Genomic DNA, 23,597 nt, shown 5'->3' with positions numbered 1-23,597 from the left:
TGGGAAGGAAAAGGAATGGAAGCGGCCGCTGTTTTGACGGGCTTGTTAATCCCGCCGCCGTAACCGATCCAGCCATCCAAGCTGCGCCGGCAAACACACCGTGTTGAGATCGTAGCGCTCGATCACCGTTTGCCGGGCGTTGTGCCGCATGGCGGCAAACCCCGCCGGCCCCGCTTTTAAACCTTCGATGACTCGTTCGGCAATCTCGCTGGGCGAGAAGAAATCCACCAACCAACCGTTATCGCCGTCGCAAATCACTTCTTGCACCGGCGCGGTATTCGAAGCCACCACCAGACAGCCGGCGGCCATCGCTTCCAGCACCGACCAGGACAACACGAAGGGATAGGTCAGGTAGACGTGGACCCTCGATAGTTGCAGTATCTTCAGAAAGGTCGGATACGCCACCTTGCCCAAAAAATGCACCCGCCGCCCATCCAGGGCGTCGCCAAGTTCCGCCTGTAACTGTTGACGATAGGTCTGCCCCGGCGGCAGGCGCTTGCCGTAACTGACCTCATCGCCGCCGACGATCACGATCCGTGCCTGGGGCCGGGCTGCCAGGACGGCCGGCAGACTGCGCATGAAGCTGGGAAAACCGCGATAGGGCTCCAGATTGCGGGCCACGTACGTGACGACTTCGTCGGCCCGGCTCAGCGTCAGCCCGGTTTGCGCCAGGGATAAGGCCGCATCCGGGTTCGGGCGGACGATGCTCGTGTCGATGCCGTCGTGGATGACGTGTAATTTGTCGTGGTAGCCGGTCGGATAGCGCGATTTCTGCCAGTGAGTGGGACAGAGTCCGGCATCAACCGTATCCAAGGCCAAATAATTACCCAGATTCTTGGTCCGCAAGCGCGGTCCGTCGTCGAAGGCGGTCGGCTCGTTCGGATCGAAACCGACATCGGCGCCGCTCAGCCGGTAAAAGAACTCGAAGTAACCCAGCAGCGGCGATTGCGGGAATACCTCCTTCAAATACCAGATTTCGCCCCAACCGTTATGACCCAGCATCAAATCCGGTACGAAACCGGCCCGTTTTAAGTCCAGGGCGATGCGGGCAACACTTTGAGCGTTGATCACCGCCGTTTCGGTTTCCCGCAAATATTGGTGAACGCTGTGCGATCGTGCCCGGTGCGGTCGGTAGACCATTTTCCGCACGCCCGGCAGTTCGCCTTCCGAACGTTGGGTGATAAACACGACTTGATGGCGGGGATCGGCGGCCAGATGGGCGGCCAAGTGGCGATACTGGCCGGGGAAATTTTGATGGACGAATAGGCATTTCATCGGAGCTTAGCGCTTGATGTTGGGTTGTTTGCGATGTGTGTCGTCGTTTGGCGGATCAGCGAATACCGTTCTATGGCGTTCATCACTATTTGGCGCTGATAGCCGGCCGACCGTTTCCGTATCGCCCTTCAGCCTGCTCGATCAGGTCCCGTCCCAACAAACCGCTGCTGGTAAACAAGCGCAAGCGAGCCGCTCGCCAGTCGGCGAGGGTGCGCAGGCGTTCCTGACGGGCGTCGGCCAACGCGGTCTGGGTATTCAGCAGTTCCAGAATGTCGGCGGCGCCTTTGTCGTAACGCCGCCGGGAGCTGTCGACCGCGGCTTGCGCGCTGTCCAGCCAAGTCGCCGAATAGCTGAGGTTGCGCAGCGCGGCTTCGGCCTCGGCGTGGGCCTTGACCACATCCAGCAGGGTCTGCCGCTCGGTGTCGGCCAGTTCGGCCGCGCGCTGCTCGGCTTGGGCCTGAGCGCCGCGGATTTTGTAGGTGCGGACAAAGCCTTCGAACAGTGGGATGGTCAGATTGATACCGATAGTTTCCACTCTCGTTTGGTTTTGCGACAGGGCTTGATTGGGGTAGCCGTTTTGATAGGCGTTCAGGCTAAAGTCCAGCGTCGGCAAACCTTCGGCGCGGACCTGCACGATACGTTCCTTGGCGGCTTCCCACTGGGCTTGGGCCGCGACGATGGCCGGATGGCGGCGCTGGGCTTCGGCCAGCCAGGTTTGCAAATCGCGGCCGTCTTGGGCCAGCGTCTCGCCGGCCACCGCCGTGTCGACGTTGTCCGGCAAATTCAGTAGCGTTTCCGGCGCGATACCCATCGCCTGGCGCAGTACCGCCAAGGCCTTGCGGTAGTCGCCGTCGGCCCGGCTGCGTCCCAATGCCGCCTTGGCCAGGGCGGTTTCGGCTTGCAGGGTATCGCTACGGCCGCTGACGCCGCCGGCCTCGCGGCGGCGGGCGCTCGTCAGGGTCTGGCCGGCCAGGGCCTCGCTATCGGTCTTGGCCCGCCGTTGGGCGTTGGCGGTTTGGGCGTCGAAATAGGCTTGAATCACGCCGTCCAGGATGCGTTGAAACACCGCGTCTTGATTGGCCAGCGCTTGGGTCAATAGCCAGTTGGCGGCGGCCAGATTGGCCGCGCGGCCACCGAAGTCGAACAAGCGCCAACTCAGATTGCCGTATAAGGTAAAGCCGTCGGTCTCGCTTGAGGGGATGGATGAATCCGGATATTGGTAATAACTGTTCAGATGGTTGACGGCCGCGTTCACGGTCGGCCAATATCCGGCCTTGGCCACGCCGAGATTGGCGGCCTGGATTTTGAGTTCGGCCCAGGCGGCTTGGGCTTGCGGATGATTGCATAGCGCCAGATCGACCGCGTCGTCCAGCAGCAACGGCGTTGCGAAGTCTTTTTCAACCGGACAGACGATGCTTTGCCGGTCGCCCGGCAACACCGCGCCCTGCGTCAGCACTGGCGGCCGGGTATTGAGCGGATCGTCGAGCACGTCGGGAATGTTGGGTACGGGGGATAGATCAACACTTAGGGCCAACTTGGGCATTAGGCCCAGCGCCACACTCAGCGCCAGTGCCGTGGCCGAACGGCCAGGGCGGCACGCTGTTCGCACCGTTTTGGCGTTAACGCTCACGCAAGCTTTCCCGGCCGTGCTGCAACAGCGGCGTCAACACGTATTCGATCACCCGGCGCCGGCCGGTTTTGATGTCGGCCTGGATCGACAAGCCGGGCGACAGCGCGGCATCATGGCCGTCGACCGCCAGCGTGGCTTGGTCGAGGGCGATGCGCACGCTGTAGATCAAGCCTTTTTTCTCGTCTTGAATCGCATCGCGCGACACGTGGGCCACCTGGCCAGTGACGGTGCCGTATTTGGTATAGGGGAAGGCGTCGATCTTGACTTCGGCGCGTTGGCCTTCCCGAACGAAGCCGATGTCTTTGTTTTCCAGGGTGGCTTCGACTTCGACCGTACTGTCTTGCGGCACCAATTGCAGCAGAGGCTGGGCCGCCGCGACCACGCCGCCGACAGTATGCGCCGCCAATTGCAGCACGGTGCCGGCCACCGGGGCGCTCAGTTTCAATAACCGGCCGTGGGCGTCGGCGCGGGCGGCGTCCTGCTCGGCGTCGCTGGCCAGTTTGCCGGCTTGGGTGCGTTCGTCGAAGGCCAATTTACGGGTCTCGGCGATCAGCGCGGCGCGCTGGTTTTTGGTGCTGTCGAGTTGGCCTTGCAGCTCGATGCGGGCTTGTTCCTTTTCCAGGTAGGCGTGCGGGGCGACGTCGTGGGCCTCGGCCAAGGCTTGAAAGTCCCGAGCTTGTTGCGCGGCCAGCGGCAGCGCCACTGCGTAACGGGCGATATCGCCGTCCAGGCGCTGCCGCTTGGCGATGAAGTCGCGGTATTGGCCCGCCAAATGCGCCAACGCGGCTTGGTACTTGGCCGCGGGTACCTCGGCGGGACAGGCGAAGGCCGGCGCCTTGCCATGATCGATGGCGTCGATCAAGGCCTCGGCCCGCGCCTCCTGCAAGCGGGCTTCGATATAGTTGGCCCTGGCCTTGTCGCGTTCGGCGTCGAAGGCGCTGCTGTCCAGGTCCAGTAACGGGTCGCCTTGCTTGACGAACTGGCCTTCGCGCACGTAAATCGCCGCGACGCTGGCGGTATCGAGCGAGGCGATGGTCTTGGTACGGGCGCTGGGGATGATCTTGCCGGCGGCGTTGACGATGATGTCCACTTCGCCCAGACAGGCCCAGGCCAGCGTCGCGGCGACCAACGCCATCAACAGCCAGGCCACGCCGCGGCCCAAGGGCGAGACCGGTTTGGCCTGCAAGGCTAGGGCCGCCGGCAGAAACTCGGCTTCGTCGTTCGAGAGTGGCGGGCGATCCAGCTCTCGGCGCCGTTGCCAGAAGTAACGGAAGGTGTCGCGGTAACGGCCCCACAGTTCGGCGTAGGCTTGCAATCGGTGGCGCAGGCTCATGCCCCGGCCTGCTGCAGTTGGTACAAGTGGGCGTAGATGCCGTTCGGTACTTGCAGTAGCTCTTGATGCCGGCCGGTCTCGGCAATCTGGCCGCGTTCCATGACCACGATACGGCTGGCGTCGCGCACCGCCGACAAGCGGTGAGCGATGATCAATACGGTACGGCCCTGGCAGATGCGGCGCATATTGTCCTGAATGACTTTTTCCGATTCGTAGTCCAAGGCGCTGGTGGCTTCGTCGAAGATCAAAATCCGCGGATTGCCGATCAGCGCTCGGGCAATGGCGATGCGCTGGCGCTGACCGCCGGACAAACCGGTACCGTGTTCGCCGACCAGGGTGTCGTAGCCTTCCGACAATTCGCAGATGAACTCGTGGGCGCCGGCCAGTTTGGCGGCTTCGATGACGGCTTCGAACGGCAAGGCCGGGTTGACCAGGGCGATGTTGTCGCGAATCGAGCGGTTGAATAAGGTGTTTTCCTGCAACACCACGCCGATTTGCTGGCGTAGCGAGGCGGTGTCGATAATGCCGATGTCGTGGCCGTCGATCAGTACCCGGCCGCGGTCCGGCACGAACAGACGCTGCACCAGTTTGGTCAAGGTGCTTTTGCCGGAACCGGAGCGGCCGACGATGCCGATCACTTCGCCCGGCGCGATGTTTAAATTCACTGCGCGAATCACGTCCGGCGCATCCGGCCGGTAGCGAAACGAGACTTGGTCGAATTCGATGGCGCCGGCAATGCGCGGTAATCGGGTCTTTTGGCCCATGATTTCGCTACGGGTGTTGAGAATATCGCCCAGGCGGCGCATCGAGATGCCGACTTGTTGAAAGTCGTTCCACAGCTGCGCCAACCGTAAGATCGGCGCCGAGACCTGCCCGGACAGCATGTTGAAGGCCACCAGTTCGCCGACGGTCAGTTGGCCGTCGACCACCAGCGTGGCGCCCAGCCACATGATGGCGGCGGTCACCAGTTTGCTGATCAGGTTGACGCCGCCGCCGGCCAAGGTCGCCGCCTGCGTCACCGCCAGGCCGGCGGACACGTAAGCGGCCAGTTGTTTCTCCCAGTGCAGGGTCCAACGCGGTTCGACCGCCATCGCCTTGACCGTGTCGATACCGCTGATGGTTTCGACCAAAAAGGCCTGACTTTCGGCGCCACGGTTGAATTTCTCGTCGAGTCGAGCCCGAATCACCGGGGTGAACGCCACCGACAACAAGATATACAGCGGTATCGATACCACGACGATCAGGGTCAGCCACGGGCTGTAGTACAGCATCACGCCGATGAATATCACCGAGAACAGCAAATCCAGCAGCAAGGTGATGGCATTACCGGTCAGAAACGAACGGATATTCTCCAGCTCGCGGACTCTGGCGACCGAATCGCCGACCCGGCGCGCCTGAAAATAAGCGGTCGGCAGGGCCAGCAAATGCTTGAACAAGCGGGCGCCCAGTTCCACGTCGATCTTACTGCTGGTATGAGCGAACACCCAAGTGCGGATGCCGGACAAGGCGGCTTCGAACAGCATCGCGCCGATTAAGCCGATCGCAATCACGTTCAAGGTCTTCATCGCGTGGTTGACCAGCACCTTGTCCATCACCACTTGGAAAAACAGCGGCGTGACCAGGCCTATCAGTTGCAACACCAGCGAAATCAACAGCACTTCGCCGAACAGCTTGCGGTACTTGATCAGGGCGGGAATGAACCAGGTGAAATCGAATTGCGCGGCCTCGCCGGCATAGCTGGCCTTGGAAGTGAAAAACAGCAGCTCGCCAGTCCAGCAGGCCAGCAACTCGGCCAACGTCAACACCGTTGGCGGTTCGCCGGGGCGCTGGATCAGGACATTGGCGTCGGCGTTTGGCGTGCGCTGATTGCCGGCCGGCTGGCCGCCCGGAGCCGAAACCACGGGCGCCGGCACCCCGGCATCGAATTTGGCCAGGATGAAGTAGCGGCCGTCGATGTCCTTCGCCATTGCCGGCAACGGCGCTAACGCTAAACGTTGCGGGTCTTGCCGGCGCAACTGGGCGGTCAAGCCCACCCGTTGTGCGGCCAATTGCAAGGCTCGGTGGTCGAAACGGTAACGCCCCTCGCGATCCGCCACCAACATCGGCCCAAACTCGTGGCGCAACGCCGCTTCGTCGGCGGCCACGCCGTGGAAGGCGGCCATCATTAATAACGCGGCTAGTCCGGTGTCCAGGCCTGGAGAGTTTGGATTCGCTGATGTCATTGCGAGTAGCCGGTTAGAACTGGCACGTTTATCAGTGGGAAAACACTGAGTACACTGACGGAGCTGACGAATCGCAAATCGAACACGGGCATCCTTGACTAGAGGCGAATGAAATACAGGTTGGTAAATTCGAACTTTGTCGCTAACGGCAAGCCCGTTCTGCGAAAAGACCGGGCAAATCTAGTCTGCGTTGCGGCATTTGTCTAGAGGAACGGGTTGGCAATGTGTGGGAGCGCCAAGATTGAAAGATCGTCAGTGATTACACAGTGAAATTGAGTATAGGCGCCACCGGCTGTTTTGGAACAGGAATCACTGGTGGGTTTGCGGTCGGAATGGGTGGCGGCTTTAATCGGAATATGCAGATATAAACGAAATAGCAATCGTCATCAGTCCAGCAGCCGAACATCGCCATTCCTTCAGGGCCATTTCTGGCGGTATAAGCAGCATGGAACGCTCCCCGAAGGACGTACAATTCACCCGATTCATATTCTTGACGGCATAGCGTGATTCGGTGCCAGCTCATTGATTTTGTCATCCCATGCTCGCTTTCCAATGGAAGCTTATGTCGAAAGCAAGTGTAAGCCTGTTATTGGCTAATGCCAAACTTGGGGAGGCGTTACGATCCTCGATGTAAGGGGAGTGATTTGCAATCGAGAATTAAAAATAGATTAGCAAGTAAAAGGCTGGTTCTGAGTTAAGCAATTGCCACCGATTACTGTCATCGGTGACCCAATTGTCTGGTTTGAATGAAAGCTGCTATCGGCTGAAACAGTGATTCATCGTCACGACGAAGCTGGACTGAGCATAATGCCAAGTCGCTTAAATCTCGCGTAAGCCTAAATTTCAGGCACAAAAAAACCAGCTCTGATTTCTCAGTAACTGGTTGATTTTCTTATCGAATTGGTGGTGGGTCGTGTGCGATTCGAACGCACGACCATCGCATTAAAAGTGCCTCACCAACGAATTGAAACAACGTGAAACTGTAGTTTATTCCTTATATGTACACAGTTTCAAGTAGTTTTGTTTTGGTTTGATTCAATTTAGGCTCATGTCGTTTGACTACTGCGCCTAAATTTACGCCTTGAATTCGGTCCACTGTTACCAGAATGTCCCCCCTGAAATCGCTGCCGGAGCCATGTCCAAACCGTCAGCGAGCAGAATGGAATTGAGCTGGCGCAACGTCCCCGCCAAGTCGGTCAAAATATAAAAATGGACTATGTTTCGTCTAACGATGAAATTGGGACGCACAATGAAGAAACTAGCCTTTTCCCTCCTGCTGGTCGCAGTCAATGCCCAATCGGCCGTTACTTCGAAACTGACCGAGATTGAAACCGTCATGCCCGGCGAACTTTGCAATGCTCAAAGCAACGACGCGCTACAAAAACTGATGGAAAAACACATGGACGACAGGGGCATCATTAACCTCTATGCACTCTATCTGGGTCTGTGTCAGTTGGTGCATCAAGGGACCATCACAGAACAAGTCGCCTCGGAACAATGGGTCCCCGAGAAAACGCGGCTCATTGAGTCGCGCCGGCGGCGTTAGCAACTAATTTCGTGAGGAAAGCCTAATGAGATGTATCGCCTACAACGACGGCTATAAATACCAACTCAAAGAAACCTACGCCGTCGTTATCGAAATTAAACCGGCTTCTCTCATCCAGTCGGATTACATTGACCTGGACACCAGTGGCCAACTTACCATCCGCAAAGGCTACGCCTGGGATGGGCCATCCGGCCCCACCATCGACACTCCATCATTTATGCGCGGCTCCCTAGTGCATGACGCCTTGTATCAATTGATGCGGGACGAGTATCTGGATCGCAATGTCCATCGCGGCACCGCCGATCTAATTCTAAAAAGAATCTGCCTGGAAGATGGCATGTGGCCGGCGCGGGCATGGTGGGTTTATGAAGCCGTAAAACGCTTTGCCGATCCAGCATCGGACCCGGCATCAAAAAGACCACCGATAAAAGCGCCAGAAGGTTGCGACCCTTAAAACAATTAGCCAAGGTAAAATCGTAGATACCGGGCCGGCCGCAGCATTCGCTTAGGCCTGTTTCTTTATTCCTTGAGAATCCCGCCGCTGATCCCTGATTTTAGCCCGCTGCGCTACGAAATAATCCGGGTAGTACCAACCGGGCCGAGCCGGCGGCGGTGTTTGTCTGGTCTTGGGCATTATCGCTCCTGTGATTTTGGAGCTTTGAGTTTAGCGCAGGATCACGGAGAGTTTGGGGTGGTGTTCCGGTTATTCCTTGTCAGCTCGATCCGTTTAGATTGCTTTCAGCGAATATGTGTGGATTCAGAGAAGCTTAATTGGCCCGGAACGCTCCTCGCCGAGGGCGCTACCTACTTTTATAATTGCAGCGGGAAGGTATTTTGTGAGCCTCTTACCATCCCCATTGAGTAAATCAACTTTGAAACACGTTGTAACCTTTGAATCTGATTTCCAATTTATATCAGTCTGCTCTACCAAAGGTTGAAAATTAACTCGAAACGCAGTAATTTCGCCTGGCTTTACGATAATAGTGCTTGCGTCGCTCGACTTTCCATTGATTTCCAATTGACCCCAAGACTGTGATGAACCACCAGCGCCAACTGAGCAAGCCGACAGTGGAGGATTATGACCATGATTCCACAGATTAGTGACTTGAGTCTCCTGGTTGAACAGGACGATCCATTGAATATCAGTGATGGCTACGGAACGGTTGCCTCCGTTCACGAATACCATATCTGGGCTTACAGATAGCTCGATTTGCCCGTATATGCTTTCTACCGATGGCCCTTGGTATTTCATCTCTGGCGACCCCCTCACCGAATAAGTCCAATCAACCAACAATTCATCGTGGGACCAAAAGAATTGAAAATACAATGCGCCGAAAGAAATAATTGCGGCCGTAATTGAAACAAGTAATGAAACTCTTTCCGCAGTGGTCATTAATGCGCTCTAAGTTGGAACTATCGGTGATTTGTCTATGGTATTGAACCAAATAGATCACGATGTAGCAATGGAATACTACCGTTTTTGGCGGAGCTGTCCGCTGCAGCGTGGCCGCGAGTTTGCATCGAAAAAAGCCGGTGCCGGGCCGGCTCGAGATTGATTGCTAGACTGAGACCTAATTCAACTAGCTATTTTGAGTTTTGCGAATTCCACAATATCGAGGGAAATCATTTTTGAGTTGCCAGCGTATGGCTTGAGATGCTCGCTCGATAGATGCGCGTATCTTAGAACCATGTCGTAGCTCGCCCATCCGCCAAGCTTTTGTAACACGTCCAACGGCGTCCCGGCCTGAATATGCCAACTGGCCCACGTGTGACGAAGGTCGTGCCAGCGAAAATCTTCAATGCCGGCCCGAACCAGCGCCTTTCGCCACGCATTCCCGCCGGCCTTCTTTACGGGCTCGCCTTCGTAGACGAACACGTAGTCACGGTGCTGGCCTTGCCGACTTCTCAGCACTGACATGGCATCGGAATTGAGCGGTACCGCAATCGGCTTACCGGCCTTAGTCTGGTGAGACTCGATCCAGGCGCACTCTCGCCGCAAATCGACCTGTCTCCACAATAAACCGGTGACGTTGGCCTCTCTGAGACCGGTCGCCAGCGCGAACCTAGCCATCGCCGCCAGATGCTCCGGAAGCTCGGCGATGACGGCGGCCGCCTCTTCGTGCGTCAACCATCGGATTCGCTCCTTTGGCTCCGGCAAGAACCGAAACACCGGCACAGTATCGAGCCAATCCCACTCGTTCTTGGCCCGGTTCAATATCGCCCGGATCAGCGACAAGACCCGATTCGCCGTCGCATTGCTTGACCCCTCCGACTTCTTGGCGTCTCTGATCGATTCCAAAAGCGGCTTATCGATCTGGCTAAGCGTCTTGCCGCCTAAATGTCCGTCCAGCCAGCGCAGGTGATAGCGATCGGTCTCGATGCTGCGCTTGTGGCCGTCCTGCTCGGTAATCCACTTGATCACTGCGTCTTGCCAGGTGCGGTCTTCTTTCTTTCCGAGCTTGCAGACCTGCCATTGCTCCGCCCTGAGCTTGTCGTGCAGTTCTTGGGCTTCTCGTTTGACTTTAGTTTTAGCAGATCGGCGTATTCGTTCGCCGTTTGCCGTGGTGATGTCAATCCACCACGTGGTGCCACGTTGGAAGATGGGCATGGTCTTTCCTCCTTTGGTTTGGCTCCATCAATGACTCGCAACGCTTGTTCAGAATCGGGATAACGGCCGCTGATCCAGTCGGCAAGGTGTTCTTTGACATAAATCCAGCGCCGACCCGGTTTCTTACCGGGGATTTCCCCGGACTTGGTTTTTCGGGCCAAGACGATGGGGTGCATCATCAGCATTTCAGCCGCCTGTTGCAGGGTTAAGATTTCCATTGTTTTCTTCCGTCTTATGGTTTCTGGAAGGTTTATTATGCCTCTACGCCTTCGGTCGAATGGCGGCGATATTAACCTTCCCGTGCCGCTAAGCCTTCTCTGTAACGCCTCAATTCAACGTCGATGCCTGCGGCCTCTTCGGTGATGGACTCGGCAAAACGAAGCAGCTTGTCGAACAGACCGGCGCCGCTTGAGCGCGCGCAGTCTCCGGCCGGCTCGGCTTTGGCGCCGGCTGCGGGATCGGAGTCTGGCGCTTGATCTTCCGGCCAGTTCAGAGCTTCGACAATCCCCAGAACCTCGTTGACCTCACGCTGCACTGCGTACAGGGCCGTCTGGACGTTCTCGTTCGGAATGCTATCGATAAACCCGTCAAATATCAGCGCCAGGATAGCGTTTGCGCGCTGCGCGGCGTTGTAGGCGTTGTCCAAGGTGTTTGCTGGGGCGGCGCTCATGCTGCACCGCCTTGCGCCCAGCGAACAAAGCGGTCGCCACCATCGCCTAGATACTGGTGAATCTCCTTCGCGGTGGCTCGGGCGTCCAGCGTCAGCACGGCCACGCAGTCATCGAACAGGACTTTGTCCAAGCCCCGAAGCCGAACCAGATTGAAAGGGAAGTGGTAGCCGTTATACAGGCCGAGTAGAAAGCAGCGCACGGTATTGGCTTGGCCGGTATCGCGATCGGCCACTTCGGCCAGACGGATCAACGCTGGAATGCCGGCCTCGGTCGCGGCTTGGCGTTCGGTGTCTAAATCGAAAAGTTGCTGTAGCAGAGCGTCAACGGGGGCGCGGGCGAGTGTTGGATTGTTCATGCTGCACCTCCAACGGTATCGGTGGCGTCGGCCCAGGCCAAGACAATCGCTTTAATGTCTCTGAGGTCCTTTAGCGAGCTATCCAGCGCAAAGTAAACGGTTTCCGGGTTGATGCGATTAATCTTGCCGAGCCCGTTTTCGTCTTCGCCGGCTATGCAAAGCGCTTGCACTGTGCCGATAACCGCTTCGGCTCTGCCGGCGATTTCCTCTATTGAGCAGACTATATCGGCGTTCCCGCCAATGTCGAAAATGCGATGGCTGAAATCAATTGAATTTGGGCGGATTTTGCCCGTGGTTGGGGTGTGCATGTCGGTTCTCCACTGAAAAGTAAGTAACCGCCGCCCATTGGTCTCAATCGTTGGGCGACGTGGTTAAGTGGGTTGAGACTACCGCTCAGTGGGGCGGCCAGCCGTAAGGCTGCCCAAATAACCACGCCATAACGAATTCGTACAGCACTGCCGTACTGATATGACGGGCACAAAAAAGCCGCAAGGGTATGCGGCGCTTTTCATCGCCACTGATAAAAACGGGGTCTCAATCCCGCCCCCGGTGCGCCGGGGTCGAAAACATTCTGCTACTGGGGCGACGGAGATGTCAAGGAAATTCTTAAACCATCAAAGAGAATGAAGATATTGCTTAGATACGCAATGTGGCCGATGATATGCGCCAAACACTTATCTTTGAGAGGATTCGAATGGATTTAGGTTCGGCACCAGCCATTGTGACAACTATTAAAACCGCTATCGAAATCGCTAATTTGCTAAAAAATAGCGATGATTCCCTTGAAAAAGTGGAGGCAAAGCAGCGCTTGGTCGAAATTATTTCAGCCTTGGTCGACGCGAAGTCCGAAATAATAGATATGCAGCAGCTTTTAATTGGCAAGGACGGGGAAGTCCGTGCGCTTCAAGAAAAGCTCAAAATCAAAGCCCAACTTCAGTGGGAAAGCCCATATTACTGGCGAGTAGACGGTAACGAGAAAGACGGCCCGTACTGCCAACATTGCTACGACAAAAACCAGGAGTTAATACGCCTACAAGGCAATGGCGAAGGGCATTGGCGCTGTACGGCGTGCAAAAACGAGTACAAAACTAGCTCGTATAGCGCCACCATTACCACGGTAGCCTTCAGTGATGATCGTTACCACGGGTATTAATTTGAAAGTGTAATTAGTCGATCCTATGCCAAGACGCCGCTATCGCCGAAATTACCGGAACCGATCAATGGCCGGAGGCCTGTTGTCCGACACCGCTTACATGGCCAACCGCTTTTCTTGGCAAGGTGCCTTGATTCTTGGACTGGTGCAATTCGTGGTGTTTTATTGGTTGTTGCCGGCATGGATCAACCACCAACTCGAATCGCTTCAAAGCAATATGTTTCGGCCAATTGTGGAAGCGATCTTTGCTAAGCGTGTGCATTGGCTCCAATGGCTCGCGACTGCCCTGGCGCTGATCTGCGGTTTCTTTGCGGCCCGGAATTACTTCGCCTCCGGACAACTTGATCGCTATGGCGAAAGACAGGTCGGTTTTATCAGTCGTCTTCTGGCCAGATGGTTCGACTAGACCTGTTATGTTATCCCCAATCTCTGTGGAAAACCCTGTGACAAAGCCGTGACAAAACTTGGAAACGGCCCGGCATACTTGAAGTGAGGTCGGATTGGCTAAAAGTTGGACAAGCTTTTCGCGGGCTCAATCGGGACAACACCTAATTTCAACAAAGCCTCGGACTTGATCCTGTTGGCCTCGGCCTTTTCAGCCGGTTATGCGGTGTCGCTGGCAATGACTTGGTTTTGCCGAACGATCAAACGCTGGAGTTCGCGTTTTTCTTGAAACGATAGCTTTACTTCGAGCCGGCCATTCACCCTTAATCCCTCAGCGCGTCGTAGAACTGTTTCACCGTAACGCCGGCCTGCCGTGCCATGTATCGGATGAGGTCATGGCTAAACGGTTGTTTCGGACAATCGACAGTGACTTTGAAAAGTTGGCCGTTTTCCCGCTTCTTCCAGTGTTCGTGAGACGTGCCTTTTTGGGGTAGGGGCTCAAACCCCAGCTTTTTCAGAATACTTTTGACTTGGGCGCAAGAAAGCGGCGGGTGATGCCCGCTCATGCGTGCCGATACGGACCGTGCGGGATGTTCGGGCTAAATGCTTCGCCTAACCACTCCGACAGTGACCGGCAACGCTGGAGAAAATCGATGATGTAGAAGACTGCCCAATCTTGCCAGGGTGCTTTTCGCAATAACAAGGCTGGAGCGTAATCTTTGTCGTCGCCCTCAATCGCGTCATAGAGGTATTCATCGATTTGGTCGATAAGCTTTGCCTTGGCTTCTTCCAGGCTGTCGCCAACGGCATACAAGGTAAAATCCAAGCATCTAGCCGACCAATATCCGTCATGTTTTTTCGCCAAGCAATGCAGAACCTGAGCGCAACCGTTACTTTTCAGTGACTCGGCCATTGTTTTACTCCTACCCATCTAGTATTCGTCTCGCGTCATTTAGCGTGAGGCTTTGCTTACAAATTTGTCTCGTTGTAAGTCGAGTTTGGTCGATAGTTTACCTTGAAGTATGGCAATCAATAAAGCTCAACAAATGTCAAGAAGCTGTTTTTTATAGCGCCACACAAGACAAAGCCGCGATTGACGCGGCTTGCCCTGCAACTACTTCCAATGACCGGGGAACGAATCCTTCCGGTTTAGCGAGTTGCCAACTTGAGGGAATTTTAGATCAAGGAACGCGAGTACACAACAGAGGAAACATTTCTGATTTTATGACCATAGCGTAGACAATAGCGAGGTAATTGCCGTGATGGGTGGAATGGCGCATCAAAGGCTTGGCTTTTGACCGCATTTGAAAAACAAGAGGATGGCTCCAGTACGAGGGCAGACATTACTGAACTTGCTGGGGATGATGACACTGCTCGCATCCCTTCCAGCCTCGGAGAGGATATAGCCCTTCCAGAAGAAAAGTCAAGTGAGCTACAGGGAAGCATAGACACCCTGCAATCCATCGCCGACGGCAACAGCGACGGCGAAGACCTGGACGCCTTGCTGGACAAAATCGACATCGCAGCGGCGCTGGTGATAGTCACGCCGCCAAAGCCGGCCTAGGGTGCTTGGCCCGGTAATTTGCAACGAAGACATCCATCAGTTCTTTGCGGTCGGCCTGTTTGGGATGCCGCGTCATCAAGCGCATATTGTGTTTACGAATCTCGGCCATTAAGCGAGTGTCGTACACGTCCAGCTCGGTTTCATCGATCGCCGCCCATTTGCCGGTCAGGGCGCGATTGCAAAACATGTGCTCGCTGATGAAGTGCTTGGCGGCGGTCTGTTTGCCGGCGGACTCGCGGATGAAGCGCAACATGTCGGTCATTTCCGCCCCGGTGTTGCGCTTGGCGATCAGTTCGGCGTTACGGCCGGGCTCGTTGATGAGCTTCTTCAACCGCATGAATTCATCGACCAGCGCAATTTGCCCGTCCACAGATTTCTTGCCGCCGATGAATGGCATAGCGATCAAAAACGCGCGCTCGTCGAGCTGATACAGTTTTTGCTCGCGCCCGTATGAGTCGCTATAGGAGATTGGCACAAATTTGAGCCGATCTTTCAACGTGTCCAAGCTTCGTAAAACGCTTTTATGAGGCCTTCCAAATTGCTCGGCTATCACCAAGCTGGTCGTGGTCAATTTCCGGCCATGTACTTCGACCAACGCGAGGTTGGTTTTGGCCTTGGCTTTCATGCCGCCCCCATATTGGCGCCAGGCTCGAAGCTTTCGATCAGGGCCAAAATGTCGGACTTGCGCCATGCCGAGGTCCGTTTGCCAAGCTTAACCGGTTGCGGGTATTTGCCGGCGGCCACCCCATCCAGGAATGTTGAGCGGCCTATCGGCAGGATCGGCTCAATTCCGCGCTTTTTGTCGCCGGTGATATGCCAAATTCGGTAAAAACCGGGTGATTGCGCCGCGATTCGGTTCGGGCTGGGTTGATACGCCATCACGACCTCCTTGGGTCTAAAAAGTGATGGCTGTATTCTGTTGGACGATTTTTAGGCGGATTCGCGCGTTTTCCGGTTTGAAAATAGCGTCCCCAGGAACGTATAATCAGGCCGTGGGCTTTGCTGCCAGCAAGCCTGTTGTGCCAGCTCGACAACTCCGACTGGTACCCCGCTCAGCCAAACACGGCAACGGGGGTACTTTCAACCAGTTTGGAGACTTTGTTATGGCACGCCGCCGAAAATCCCTCGTCAAACCCCGTTTAATCGCTTTCAACCGCCAAGCCGGCCGCTGTTTTTACTGCGAGCAGCCGATGTGGATTAACAACCTTGATGAATTCGCATCGTCGCATCGACTAAAGCCCAGTAAGGCCATGCGCTTGAAATGCACTGGCGAACACTTGCAGGCTCACTCTGAAGGCGGCAGCGCTGATCGAACAAATATCGTTGCGGCGTGCGCTTATTGCAATCGATTAAGGCATCAGCGTAAAGAGCCGCCTACCCCGGAAGACTACAAGGCCCTGGTCAGTCGCCGGCTTAGCCAGGGGAAATGGCACGGATTGCGGCTATGAGGAAAGCTCAGGTCAGTGGTCGCTATAGACCGTTTTGCAGACCTTATTGGCGTCACAGGTTACGGATTTCTTGATGACGGTTGGCTTTTTGATCGTCTGCTCAGTACCTGATGCGGCCACGGCGACCGTAGCGCCTGGAAGCGTTGCCGAAGGCTTTGTGGCCGGTGATTGGCTGGCCGGTATACCGATGGTGGTCAATGTAAGCCGGTTGCCTTCCTGAACCATTTTGAACAGCTTCAGCGTGTTCATGCCGATCAGAACTTCGTTCAAATAGGGATTGGTGTGGGCGTTGAGATTCTGAATCAGCGCATTGCCGAGTTGAAGCGATTCGATTCGGGTTTCGCGCTCCGCGACATCGCCACCTGCTGTGCTGGCTTGAATCACTCGTCCTAGGGCTAGCTTGGCGGCTGGCGCCCATTTCTCTGGGATTACGGTTGTGGTTGCGCCGGTGTCGATCATAAACGGCATCGGCACGCCATTGATCACGACGGTACCGCGAAAGTGACCTTGCCGATCAGCGGTAAGGATGGCCCCTCCCGTTTGAGGTTGCGCGGATCGTTGTTGGGTGGGTGCCGGGTCAATCGTTACCGGTGCCGGGGGGCTGGTCTGAATAATTGTTGGGACCGGCGCCGGCTGAAGACCAAATTGGCGATCCTTCAAGAACCGGTCTGCCCCATACCAAAGTAGACCAAGCGCCAGGATCGGGTATATCAGAAACCGAGCACCTCCGGGTTTAGGCTGCGAGGCTTGTCGGTGTTTTTCCCGGTAGTAGTCTCTATCCTGTATTCCCATTTTCCCGCCCTTGGAATCTGCTAAGTTTGACGTCGGAATTATCGCATTAGACGGGACGTAAGACTGGCGTCGGGGTCACGATTTGCGGTCGGATCGCTGAGTGCTTGCATAGGGGTGGCGTTTTCCGGTTAATCCACGCCGGCGAACATATCACTTGCGGCAGCGACGGCGGCGGCAACTACGCTACCGGTATTCGCCCCGGCGTTTTCGGAAACCATGTAATCGACCCCTTCCATGAAAAGAAAGCAAACCATATCCCACAAGTCGGGGCTTCCGCGTCCCTCCCATGCGGGCGATCCCTTTTCGGGAATTTTTAGCCGAAAATTTCCGGTGTGATCCTTTGGAACCCCTGATGCTTCGGCAACCATCTGCCGACGAAAATCTGGGGTCAGTATCGACAGCCTGCCGGTTTTAGCCGCCAATGCCGCATGGTGCATGGCTTGAGCTCGCAAGTTTTGGTAGCGATCATTATTTTCTTTTTGCCAGCATGGCTTTCCCCAAACTACCGGCTTCAATACCTGGCCCTGCTCTTCGATTTGCTGGCATACCGTTCCGCCAATGCCGCCTTTGTCAACGACATAGGTAGGGTTCGGTAGATCGGCGCCGGATTCGATTATTCTCGGCGCCAATTTCGAGGATTTCACTTTGTTCGTGTATAGAGGTATCTGTATCAGTTCGACTCGCCGTGGATTGTCCCCTCGGTCGCCGTAGCCAATCACCCTGGCAACACCAATGCTCGACTTATCGCGCAACCCTTCGCCGAGCGCAACGTCCGACGACACCACCCAGCCATACGGCTCGTCATCGCCAATGATCCTGCCGTAGCTGTACATCGCATTCGCGAACTTCAAAGACAACAAGAACTTTGATGAATCCTCTGGCGGCAATCCAAACAGCCTGACCCGCTTTTCGTCTTCGTCGTAGTCGCGTAGCTTTTCGGCCAAGTCCACGTCGGAAACCCACGGGGACTCGACAGACGAAAACGTCATGGCGTCCCAAGAGCCGCCGTTTGTCAACGCCAATTCGGTTTGCGTGCGGTGGAAGTATCCGGACAGCCGAGTGTACTGGCTGGTTATCACCATCCGGTTATGCTCTTCAGTCAACGCGCCGGTCAGCGTGTTGAATACCTCATCCGGCACCGTCGAGCCTTCGTCGACAATTACCATGAAGTTTTCGCCATGACGACCGGCCATTTTGTTAGCGGTCTTGGCGTTGGCGGTCTTGCTCTCAACGAACCACTGATCGTCATAGCCGACGACGTGGCAGTGGTTGTCGGCGCCTATGAAAATGTGAGGGTATAGCCAGCTAAAATAGCCAATCCCTATTCTCTCGACCGTGATCGCAACTTCTTTCCATAATGTTGCATTCAACTGGTCCATGTCGTTTGCCGTAATCAGCATGACCGATTTCGGCAGGCACAGTAGATGCCACAGAACAATGATGGACAGCGATTTTGTCTTGCCGGTACCATGACCTGATGATACGGAAACGCGAGACCTGCTCCTGGCGACGGATCGCAACAGCCTGATCTGTTGGCTCGACAGCGTATATCCACAGACCTCGATCGCGAAACGAACAATATCGCCCTGGTATTCCTGGCAAAAACCCAGCCATCGCGGGTCTTCGACTAAAGTCTCCTTCGCCATAAATCAGTCGTTATCGAACTCTTCCCGCTTTAGCCCAAAGGCGGCATATCTGGTAGCCAATAGCTCTTGGTGCTTGCGCTCGGCTTCGGCAACCGAGGCTTTGGTTATTTCCCGCAATTCATCCCACGGGATAGGCGTTATTGACACCTCCGACTTGACTTCCACCTTGTCGCGCCACAGCGTTGGCTGTCTGTTTTTGAGCCACAGAAACGCGGCTTTTGTATCAGGCGGGTAATGCTTGACTAGTTCCGTCAGGACGATTTTGTTATTGATGACGGCTACGTGTGTGTCCGGGCATGAGTAGCCCATACCGCGCTGATATAGCCGCTCGGCCATGCCGGCATCGGCCAGCATCTTGCCGTCCCTAATGGACTCAAAAAAGGTGACATGTACCTTCTTCCAGTTGTTGATAGTTTGCTCCGTCACCATGAAGAACTCGGCGAGGTGGCTATCGGTTGCCCCCAACAAACAGAGCTGGTAAGCCTGCCTATCAAAATGAGGCATATACATACTGGGGCGACCGGTCCGTCTGGATTCCGCTTCATCAACCTCTTCCCATTCCGGTTCCTGAACAGCTTCCGGCTTCTTCGCCGGCTGTTGCTTTTGATTTGGAATTGGCTTTGGCGCTGGTTGCGCTACCTCTTGAATAGTTGCGCAACTTTTCGATTTTAGTTGCGCAACTTGCCCCGGTCTTTTCGCCCACCCCTGTTGCTTTGCGGACTTGCTGATCGCTTGCCTAGAAACAACATTGCCAAGATGATTGGAAAGCCAATCGAAGCCGTCTCTTGGATCGCATTCCCAGATTTCCCTGGCATCGTGCCATTGATCTTTAGTTAGCTTCGCCATTTTGGCTACGGACTGATGGCGGTAACCGCTTGCTGGAGGTTCAGAGCTTTGTCGTCGAAATCAACCTCTATCACCACCGGATAGCCGGCCGGATCGTCGGTACCGGGTACGCCTTTGCCGTCGTTCGGCTCGCCGGCCTTGGGGGCGTCGTAGAGCGGTATTTGGGCTTTGATTGTGATGTCCACCGCCAGCATGACCACGTTCTTCATGCCGGTACGAATCGCGACGGCCGGAATGTCCGGCGATTCTATGGTCGCTACCCAGTCTTCGCTAACGCCGGCAAACGTGGTCGAATAGCCAAACCGGCGATTCGGTACCGCGTCAATGAAGCTGAGGAATTGCGCCGCCAGGGACCGCGCCGTCGGCTCATCAGCCGCCGCGAACACCAGTTGAGTGCGGATGTCGCCGAATACAGTCCGCAAGCCGAATAGGCGCTGTTTGGTGTCGCCGGGCATAATGACCTTCATCGAGTCGGCGATCTGTCTTGCAAACTCGCGCCCGGTCGGCGTGTGGCTCTGGTCCATTGCCACCAAGATGACCGGTAGCTTGGCTGGCTGTGTCGGCGCGCTGTCGGTATCGTTACGCTGCCAGGCCGCCAACATTACTTCGGCGGCATCGCTCATACGCGACGGCGCCCAGGCGATGCTTTTGGCAACGCCGCGCTCCAGGTATTCGGTCATCGGCTGGGTCGTGGCGACCAGTGAGGCGTAGAACCTGCCCATATAATGGCCGAAGCCGACTTTGACGGGTTGGAACATGGTTTAGTACCCCAGGATGGTGGATCGCGTTTTCAAATAATCGGCGTCGGCGCGTGCGGCTTTGGCCTTGGCGGCGGCCGGCCCATCGGCGGCGGCCAGATCGGCGGAGGTCAATGCCTTTTTCAGGTCGCCGTTCTTGAGCCACCAGCGTAATTGCTGCGGCGAAACTTTTACCAAGCTGTGCAGGCCTTTCCAGCCGCGTTCGTAGCTGTCGAGATAGGCGCGGCGCGCGGTCTCAAAATCGGGGAAACACAGCATGACCTTGTGCTCATCGAAGGCGTCGCCGACGTGCTGGTTGATAACCCAGGCGGTTTCCGATTGAGGGTAGGGGCCGATGAAGCAATCGACGGGGTCGCCGTCGGCACCTTTGGTGCCAGAGAAGTAGCCGTAATGCGCGGCCAGCCTGGAAGTCCAGCGCTGGCCGGTTTTCGGATCGACGCCGGTGCGATAGCTGTGTCGCGGCTGCTCAATCGCAACCGGCATGCCGTAAATTGAGGCGCGGCCGACCTTGTAATTGCCGGCCAGGCATTGCCGATCGGTCGGCGTTGGCCGCTGGTTATGACCGAACGCGCCGTCGTGGGCGGCGTTTTCGATTTTTGCAAAGGCGTCCGAGTTCATGGGGTGGCTTCCTGTTGGGGTGTGGCCGGGGTATCTTGGTCCGGCGTGCTGGATTCGCGCTTGTCGGCGTGCTCAATTTCCAGTCGGTTTCGCCATTTGTCAGGTTGGCGGTTGGTCAGCCAAAATATGCAGGCTTCAGTGTCCGGTGGAATTTCGCTGGTCACTGTGACGACTTCAACGGACGTGACTTCGCCGGCTGGGTTCTTGATTTCCCGCGTGGTGACTTCGGTGTAGGGGTACCCGGTGCCGCGCCGAAATAGGCCGTTTGCGACTTCCGCGTCGGCCAGGATTTTTCCGCGCTTAATCGCGTCGGCGAATTCCGGCCGATGTTTAGTCCAGCTTTTGACAGTGGCCGCCGAGACGTTGAAAAATTCGGCGAGTTGGCCCTCTGTCGCGCCCAGTAGCGTGTAATTGTGGGCGAGCTGAACGTATTGCGGCCTGTAGCCTCTCGGGCGTCCGCCTTTTTTGGTGTTTTCAGCCATGGTGGTAAAGTTAAAAGGGTTATTGGAGGGACTGGCGCAGTTCGGCCAGTTCGTTGGCGTTGTGCTTTGCGTCTTGGCGCAGTTGGCAAACTAAGCGATCGAGTTTGGCGCCGCCGGCCATGTCGTCGAAATCCGGGTTCAGTTGCCGAAACCGGTCGAGCGCTTGCTGAATTTCTTGAGTTTTTTCCGCAAAGCGCTGGGTCTGTTTGGCGATCTGGTTGACCGTATCCACCAGGCGGCGGATGTCGGCGATTTCGTTAGCGATCAGGTCGGTTAAAAGGTCCGCAACCTGGTTTTCGCGGGCTTGCTTGATGTCGCGCTGGGGATAGTTCGAGAAGCCAAATAGGAAGTCGGCGCTGACGTTGTAGTTTAAAACGGCCGGGACCAGAACCTTGGGCTGGATGTAGGCGAGGCTTTCGTGCGTTGGCGATTCGATCTTGCTCAGGCGGGACGAATTGGCAAATCCGAATAGTGGAGCGGCTTCAATTTGCTCCAGGCCGCACAGTTCGCGGGCCTGGAGCATCCGCGCGCCGAAATTCAGCGACATCGCGTGTTTGAATTCTTCGGGTTTTAAATTGGTATAAGAAATAAGCATTTATGCCTAAAATCGGTGGTTTTTAGGCATTTAATCATGGGTTTTTTGCTAAATTCGCGGCGATTTCCGGGTTTAATTCAGTGGTTTATTTAGGGTGATGGGCTGGAATCGGCCAATTTCCGACCGTCAGGATTGATTTCTGAATGGCCGGTTTATGTCACAAATTGCTCGTTTAACGTTCACGGTAACACGAGGCAGGCGGGCCTGGTGGACTGTCGCTGGGCCTCGCGTTGACCGCAGGGTTAGGCCTCACTCTGGGAATGAGCCAAAGTAGAGGTGCCCTTTGAAAGTAACGCCTTCTTCGTGGATGGCGATGCGAAGTCTTTGCGCCTCGGTCTGAATTGCTTGAAGCCTAGGCATGACCTCCGCAACAGAAATGTTCCCGAGTTCACCCGTGGGGTCTAGGCAGTGAGCAATCCCCTTGTGGCTGAGGAAGTTCCTCTCGTTCTTGAATTTGCGAAGGGCAGCCACAAGCTCTTCGTTGTCGGTCAACTTGCGAAAGGCTTCGATCAGGCGCTCTAAGGATGCGTCTTCGTAGTCTTGGCCCGTCATCTTGAAGGGCAAGCGCTTGCCGACGCACTTCTTGACGTATTCGAGTGCCTCTGCGATGTAGAGCTTAAGTGCTTGCTCAACCAGTTGGCACCCCGTCAAGGCGAACGCCACCTGCAAGTAGAAGTCGTCGGGGTCGCTCATGTGAGGCTTAACGTAGAGCTAACCGGGCGCGGGCCGGGGTAGTGGTAATCGCCGGTTTTGCGCTCGGTGTGGCAACCTTCGGCATTGATCTTGCCGGGGTGGGCGGCGCCGGATAAGGGGTACGCCGCCAACAGCGCGATCGGTAAGGAGAGAATTTGAGCGGCGAGTTTAGTCATCTTACGGCTACCCACTTGGCCAGAAAAAACTTATTTGAGCGCGCGCTTAGCTGCGACGTTTCATGCCAGCCAATCCCAATAGGCTGCCGCCCATCAGCCAGGCAGCGCTAGGTAACGGCACGGCGGCGGGCACTTGTCCGGGGCTGACGACCCATGCGCGGCCTTTAAGGCCCTTAGGGTAGAAAAATTGCTCGCCAGCGGAGGTATTGAAGGCCCAAGAGTAAACGGGATAGGGTGCGTACTCCGCTGCCAAGTATGCAGCGCTTTGCTCGTTGTTGAAGACGGCGGTGTTAGGGATGCTGTTATGGGCTGTGCCGCCTAATTCGGTGTAAAATAACTGACCAAAGTTGCTGCCAGTCTTGTTGTATCCAAGTCTGGGGTTGGTGCCTGCACTGGGCAGCGTCCATTGATTGCTGCCGCCATAGTTGATGCTGTTGAGGTAGTTGGTGAAGGCTTCAGCGCCCCACCAGCTTAAGAGCCCCATTGCGGTATCGAAATCATCGTCGCCGACGGCTTGAACGCCCATAACCGGGTCGTTATAGATGGGGGTGACAGCCGCAATCAGATTGATCAGATTGGGGTTGGCGTCGGACAGCGTTTTGAACAGGTTGGCGTCTCGGGTCCAGGTGACATTGCTAACGCTGCTGTAGACTAAGCCAATTCCATCCGCACCGCTGTAGCTTGTGAGGGTCGCCCGAGCGTTAAATGCGATCCCGCTAAGTAGGGCGCCGATGATCAGCAATGGTTTTTTGAATCTCATCATTTGTTACCCTTTGGTCAATTAGAGGTTAAAAGAGGCCTC

Annotated in this window: 29 protein-coding genes and 1 pseudogene; 6 read left to right on the top strand and 24 right to left on the bottom strand. The window is 56.0% G+C overall.

The features are described 5' to 3' along the window. Positions 1-45: 45 nt before the first annotated feature. From ACQE3E_RS17575 to ACQE3E_RS17560, 4 genes are all read right to left on the bottom strand, one after another. Entirely contained in the window at positions 46-1,275 is a 1,230-nt protein-coding gene (locus ACQE3E_RS17575; RefSeq protein WP_427500877.1) for a glycosyltransferase family 4 protein, read from the bottom strand. A gap of 85 nt (positions 1,276-1,360) precedes the next feature. Then, positions 1,361-2,905, bottom strand: a complete 1,545-nt coding sequence (locus ACQE3E_RS17570) for a TolC family protein (RefSeq protein ID WP_427500876.1) — start codon at positions 2,903-2,905, stop codon at positions 1,361-1,363. Then, the gene (locus ACQE3E_RS17565) at positions 2,895-4,238 is read right to left on the bottom strand and encodes an HlyD family type I secretion periplasmic adaptor subunit (protein WP_427500875.1); all 1,344 of its coding nucleotides are present in this window, start codon (positions 4,236-4,238) and stop codon (positions 2,895-2,897) included. The genes ACQE3E_RS17570 and ACQE3E_RS17565 overlap by 11 nt, the downstream gene beginning before the upstream one ends. Continuing rightward, a complete protein-coding gene (locus ACQE3E_RS17560; protein ID WP_313729579.1) occupies positions 4,235-6,460 on the bottom strand; it encodes a type I secretion system permease/ATPase in 2,226 nt (741 codons plus the stop codon). The genes ACQE3E_RS17565 and ACQE3E_RS17560 overlap by 4 nt, the downstream gene beginning before the upstream one ends. A 1,249-nt stretch (positions 6,461-7,709) precedes the next feature. Here ACQE3E_RS17560 and ACQE3E_RS17555 point away from each other — a divergent pair. Beyond that, on the top strand, positions 7,710-8,006 hold the full coding sequence (locus ACQE3E_RS17555) for a hypothetical protein (protein WP_313729580.1): 297 nt from the start codon (positions 7,710-7,712) through the stop codon (positions 8,004-8,006). A gap of 25 nt (positions 8,007-8,031) precedes the next feature. After that, positions 8,032-8,460 (top strand): hypothetical protein, encoded by a 429-nt coding sequence (locus tag ACQE3E_RS17550; protein ID WP_313729581.1) that lies wholly within the window; start codon positions 8,032-8,034, stop codon positions 8,458-8,460. A gap of 303 nt (positions 8,461-8,763) precedes the next feature. Here the strand turns inward: ACQE3E_RS17550 and ACQE3E_RS17545 are convergent, their stop codons facing one another. The 6 genes and pseudogenes from ACQE3E_RS17545 to ACQE3E_RS17520 form a co-directional block, all read right to left on the bottom strand. Next, positions 8,764-9,399, bottom strand: a complete 636-nt coding sequence (locus tag ACQE3E_RS17545; RefSeq protein ID WP_313729582.1) for a hypothetical protein — start codon at positions 9,397-9,399, stop codon at positions 8,764-8,766. Between the two features lie 183 nt (positions 9,400-9,582). Next, on the bottom strand, positions 9,583-10,614 hold the full coding sequence (locus tag ACQE3E_RS17540) for a tyrosine-type recombinase/integrase (RefSeq protein WP_427500874.1): 1,032 nt from the start codon (positions 10,612-10,614) through the stop codon (positions 9,583-9,585). Between the two features lie 74 nt (positions 10,615-10,688). After that, a pseudogene (locus ACQE3E_RS17535) lies at positions 10,689-10,832 on the bottom strand (helix-turn-helix domain-containing protein); the annotation flags it as partial. Between the two features lie 71 nt (positions 10,833-10,903). Then, on the bottom strand, positions 10,904-11,284 hold the full coding sequence (locus ACQE3E_RS17530) for a hypothetical protein (protein ID WP_427500873.1): 381 nt from the start codon (positions 11,282-11,284) through the stop codon (positions 10,904-10,906). Beyond that, positions 11,281-11,640 carry a DUF7673 family protein gene (locus ACQE3E_RS17525; protein WP_427500872.1) on the bottom strand — a complete coding sequence of 120 codons (360 nt, stop codon included), beginning with the start codon at positions 11,638-11,640 and terminating at the stop codon, positions 11,281-11,283. The genes ACQE3E_RS17530 and ACQE3E_RS17525 overlap by 4 nt, the downstream gene beginning before the upstream one ends. Continuing rightward, a complete protein-coding gene (locus tag ACQE3E_RS17520) occupies positions 11,637-11,948 on the bottom strand; it encodes a hypothetical protein (RefSeq protein WP_427500871.1) in 312 nt (103 codons plus the stop codon). The genes ACQE3E_RS17525 and ACQE3E_RS17520 overlap by 4 nt, the downstream gene beginning before the upstream one ends. Positions 11,949-12,289: 341 nt before the next feature. On the opposite strand from ACQE3E_RS17520, the gene ACQE3E_RS17515 reads away from it, so the two are divergent. After that, complete coding sequence (locus ACQE3E_RS17515) at positions 12,290-12,793, top strand: hypothetical protein (RefSeq protein WP_313729588.1); 504 nt, start codon at positions 12,290-12,292, stop codon at positions 12,791-12,793. 67 nt (positions 12,794-12,860) lie between these two features. Beyond that, positions 12,861-13,199, top strand: a complete 339-nt coding sequence (locus tag ACQE3E_RS17510) for a hypothetical protein (protein ID WP_310749026.1) — start codon at positions 12,861-12,863, stop codon at positions 13,197-13,199. A gap of 301 nt (positions 13,200-13,500) precedes the next feature. On the opposite strand, the gene ACQE3E_RS17505 is transcribed toward ACQE3E_RS17510, so the two are convergent. Together ACQE3E_RS17505 and ACQE3E_RS17500 are read right to left on the bottom strand one after the other, a co-directional pair. After that, entirely contained in the window at positions 13,501-13,743 is a 243-nt protein-coding gene (locus ACQE3E_RS17505; protein ID WP_313729589.1) for a type II toxin-antitoxin system HicA family toxin, read from the bottom strand. Further along, positions 13,740-14,003, bottom strand: coding sequence for a DUF1902 domain-containing protein (locus ACQE3E_RS17500; RefSeq protein WP_427500870.1), 264 nt, complete (start codon positions 14,001-14,003; stop codon positions 13,740-13,742). Before ACQE3E_RS17500 ends, ACQE3E_RS17505 begins: the two co-directional genes overlap by 4 nt. Before the next feature lie 468 nt (positions 14,004-14,471). Between ACQE3E_RS17500 and ACQE3E_RS17495 the strand changes: the two genes are divergently transcribed. Then, on the top strand, positions 14,472-14,741 hold the full coding sequence (locus ACQE3E_RS17495; RefSeq protein WP_313729591.1) for a hypothetical protein: 270 nt from the start codon (positions 14,472-14,474) through the stop codon (positions 14,739-14,741). Here ACQE3E_RS17495 and ACQE3E_RS17490 read toward each other — a convergent pair. Beyond that, positions 14,719-15,366: a Rha family transcriptional regulator gene (locus ACQE3E_RS17490; protein ID WP_313729592.1), complete on the bottom strand. Its 648-nt coding sequence runs from the start codon at positions 15,364-15,366 to the stop codon at positions 14,719-14,721. The two genes, ACQE3E_RS17495 and ACQE3E_RS17490, sit on opposite strands and share 23 nt — an antisense overlap. Further along, entirely contained in the window at positions 15,363-15,620 is a 258-nt protein-coding gene (locus tag ACQE3E_RS17485) for a helix-turn-helix transcriptional regulator (protein WP_313729593.1), read from the bottom strand. Before ACQE3E_RS17485 ends, ACQE3E_RS17490 begins: the two co-directional genes overlap by 4 nt. Before the next feature lie 26 nt (positions 15,621-15,646). Between ACQE3E_RS17485 and ACQE3E_RS17480 the strand changes: the two genes are divergently transcribed. Next, entirely contained in the window at positions 15,647-16,189 is a 543-nt protein-coding gene (locus tag ACQE3E_RS17480; protein ID WP_427500869.1) for an HNH endonuclease, read from the top strand. Positions 16,190-16,201: 12 nt separating this feature from the next. Here ACQE3E_RS17480 and ACQE3E_RS17475 read toward each other — a convergent pair whose 3' ends face one another. The 10 genes from ACQE3E_RS17475 to ACQE3E_RS17430 form a co-directional block, all read right to left on the bottom strand. Further along, positions 16,202-16,849, bottom strand: a complete 648-nt coding sequence (locus tag ACQE3E_RS17475; RefSeq protein ID WP_313729594.1) for a retropepsin-like aspartic protease family protein — start codon at positions 16,847-16,849, stop codon at positions 16,202-16,204. Positions 16,850-17,109: 260 nt separating this feature from the next. Beyond that, the gene (locus ACQE3E_RS17470; RefSeq protein ID WP_313729595.1) at positions 17,110-18,627 is read right to left on the bottom strand and encodes a hypothetical protein; all 1,518 of its coding nucleotides are present in this window, start codon (positions 18,625-18,627) and stop codon (positions 17,110-17,112) included. Positions 18,628-18,630: 3 nt separating this feature from the next. Continuing rightward, positions 18,631-19,473 carry a hypothetical protein gene (locus tag ACQE3E_RS17465; RefSeq protein WP_313729596.1) on the bottom strand — a complete coding sequence of 281 codons (843 nt, stop codon included), beginning with the start codon at positions 19,471-19,473 and terminating at the stop codon, positions 18,631-18,633. A gap of 5 nt (positions 19,474-19,478) precedes the next feature. Then, positions 19,479-20,231, bottom strand: a complete 753-nt coding sequence (locus tag ACQE3E_RS17460; RefSeq protein ID WP_313729597.1) for a hypothetical protein — start codon at positions 20,229-20,231, stop codon at positions 19,479-19,481. Positions 20,232-20,234: 3 nt separating this feature from the next. Further along, positions 20,235-20,849, bottom strand: a complete 615-nt coding sequence (locus tag ACQE3E_RS17455) for a hypothetical protein (RefSeq protein ID WP_427500868.1) — start codon at positions 20,847-20,849, stop codon at positions 20,235-20,237. Beyond that, on the bottom strand, positions 20,846-21,331 hold the full coding sequence (locus ACQE3E_RS17450) for a helix-turn-helix domain-containing protein (RefSeq protein ID WP_313729599.1): 486 nt from the start codon (positions 21,329-21,331) through the stop codon (positions 20,846-20,848). Before ACQE3E_RS17450 ends, ACQE3E_RS17455 begins: the two co-directional genes overlap by 4 nt. Before the next feature lie 19 nt (positions 21,332-21,350). Beyond that, positions 21,351-21,926 carry a hypothetical protein gene (locus ACQE3E_RS17445; protein ID WP_313729600.1) on the bottom strand — a complete coding sequence of 192 codons (576 nt, stop codon included), beginning with the start codon at positions 21,924-21,926 and terminating at the stop codon, positions 21,351-21,353. Between the two features lie 249 nt (positions 21,927-22,175). Next, positions 22,176-22,619, bottom strand: coding sequence for a hypothetical protein (locus ACQE3E_RS17440; protein ID WP_281021092.1), 444 nt, complete (start codon positions 22,617-22,619; stop codon positions 22,176-22,178). Further along, positions 22,616-22,795, bottom strand: a complete 180-nt coding sequence (locus ACQE3E_RS17435; protein ID WP_313729601.1) for a YHYH domain-containing protein — start codon at positions 22,793-22,795, stop codon at positions 22,616-22,618. Before ACQE3E_RS17435 ends, ACQE3E_RS17440 begins: the two co-directional genes overlap by 4 nt. Positions 22,796-22,841: 46 nt before the next feature. Continuing rightward, the gene (locus ACQE3E_RS17430) at positions 22,842-23,558 is read right to left on the bottom strand and encodes a VPLPA-CTERM sorting domain-containing protein (RefSeq protein WP_313729602.1); all 717 of its coding nucleotides are present in this window, start codon (positions 23,556-23,558) and stop codon (positions 22,842-22,844) included. Between the last annotated feature and the right edge of the window lie 39 nt (positions 23,559-23,597).

The sequence above is a fragment of the Methylomonas sp. MED-D genome, assembly GCF_050276835.1.
Taxonomy (GTDB): Bacteria; Pseudomonadota; Gammaproteobacteria; order Methylococcales; family Methylomonadaceae; genus Methylomonas; species Methylomonas koyamae_A.
Note: the sequence above shows the minus strand (reverse complement) of the source record. Positions and strands in the feature narration are given on the sequence as shown.

Coding starts and splice junctions, on each gene's coding strand:
- ACQE3E_RS17445 (WP_313729600.1), bottom strand. CDS start 21,926: ATGCTTATTTCTTATACCAATTTAAAACCCGAAGAATTCAAACACGCG.
- ACQE3E_RS17560 (WP_313729579.1), bottom strand. CDS start 6,460: ATGACATCAGCGAATCCAAACTCTCCAGGCCTGGACACCGGACTAGCC.
- ACQE3E_RS17525 (WP_427500872.1), bottom strand. CDS start 11,640: ATGAACAATCCAACACTCGCCCGCGCCCCCGTTGACGCTCTGCTACAG.
- ACQE3E_RS17530 (WP_427500873.1), bottom strand. CDS start 11,284: ATGAGCGCCGCCCCAGCAAACACCTTGGACAACGCCTACAACGCCGCG.
- ACQE3E_RS17450 (WP_313729599.1), bottom strand. CDS start 21,331: ATGGCTGAAAACACCAAAAAAGGCGGACGCCCGAGAGGCTACAGGCCG.
- ACQE3E_RS17565 (WP_427500875.1), bottom strand. CDS start 4,238: ATGAGCCTGCGCCACCGATTGCAAGCCTACGCCGAACTGTGGGGCCGT.
- ACQE3E_RS17490 (WP_313729592.1), bottom strand. CDS start 15,366: ATGAAAGCCAAGGCCAAAACCAACCTCGCGTTGGTCGAAGTACATGGC.
- ACQE3E_RS17575 (WP_427500877.1), bottom strand. CDS start 1,275: ATGAAATGCCTATTCGTCCATCAAAATTTCCCCGGCCAGTATCGCCAC.
- ACQE3E_RS17505 (WP_313729589.1), bottom strand. CDS start 13,743: ATGAGCGGGCATCACCCGCCGCTTTCTTGCGCCCAAGTCAAAAGTATT.
- ACQE3E_RS17435 (WP_313729601.1), bottom strand. CDS start 22,795: ATGACTAAACTCGCCGCTCAAATTCTCTCCTTACCGATCGCGCTGTTG.
- ACQE3E_RS17520 (WP_427500871.1), bottom strand. CDS start 11,948: ATGCACACCCCAACCACGGGCAAAATCCGCCCAAATTCAATTGATTTC.
- ACQE3E_RS17485 (WP_313729593.1), bottom strand. CDS start 15,620: ATGGCGTATCAACCCAGCCCGAACCGAATCGCGGCGCAATCACCCGGT.
- ACQE3E_RS17545 (WP_313729582.1), bottom strand. CDS start 9,399: ATGACCACTGCGGAAAGAGTTTCATTACTTGTTTCAATTACGGCCGCA.
- ACQE3E_RS17470 (WP_313729595.1), bottom strand. CDS start 18,627: ATGGCGAAGGAGACTTTAGTCGAAGACCCGCGATGGCTGGGTTTTTGC.
- ACQE3E_RS17480 (WP_427500869.1), top strand. CDS start 15,647: ATGGCTGTATTCTGTTGGACGATTTTTAGGCGGATTCGCGCGTTTTCC.
- ACQE3E_RS17465 (WP_313729596.1), bottom strand. CDS start 19,473: ATGGCGAAGCTAACTAAAGATCAATGGCACGATGCCAGGGAAATCTGG.
- ACQE3E_RS17540 (WP_427500874.1), bottom strand. CDS start 10,614: ATGCCCATCTTCCAACGTGGCACCACGTGGTGGATTGACATCACCACG.
- ACQE3E_RS17550 (WP_313729581.1), top strand. CDS start 8,032: ATGAGATGTATCGCCTACAACGACGGCTATAAATACCAACTCAAAGAA.
- ACQE3E_RS17430 (WP_313729602.1), bottom strand. CDS start 23,558: ATGATGAGATTCAAAAAACCATTGCTGATCATCGGCGCCCTACTTAGC.
- ACQE3E_RS17460 (WP_313729597.1), bottom strand. CDS start 20,231: ATGTTCCAACCCGTCAAAGTCGGCTTCGGCCATTATATGGGCAGGTTC.
- ACQE3E_RS17510 (WP_310749026.1), top strand. CDS start 12,861: ATGGCCGGAGGCCTGTTGTCCGACACCGCTTACATGGCCAACCGCTTT.
- ACQE3E_RS17440 (WP_281021092.1), bottom strand. CDS start 22,619: ATGAGCGACCCCGACGACTTCTACTTGCAGGTGGCGTTCGCCTTGACG.
- ACQE3E_RS17455 (WP_427500868.1), bottom strand. CDS start 20,849: ATGAACTCGGACGCCTTTGCAAAAATCGAAAACGCCGCCCACGACGGC.
- ACQE3E_RS17555 (WP_313729580.1), top strand. CDS start 7,710: ATGAAGAAACTAGCCTTTTCCCTCCTGCTGGTCGCAGTCAATGCCCAA.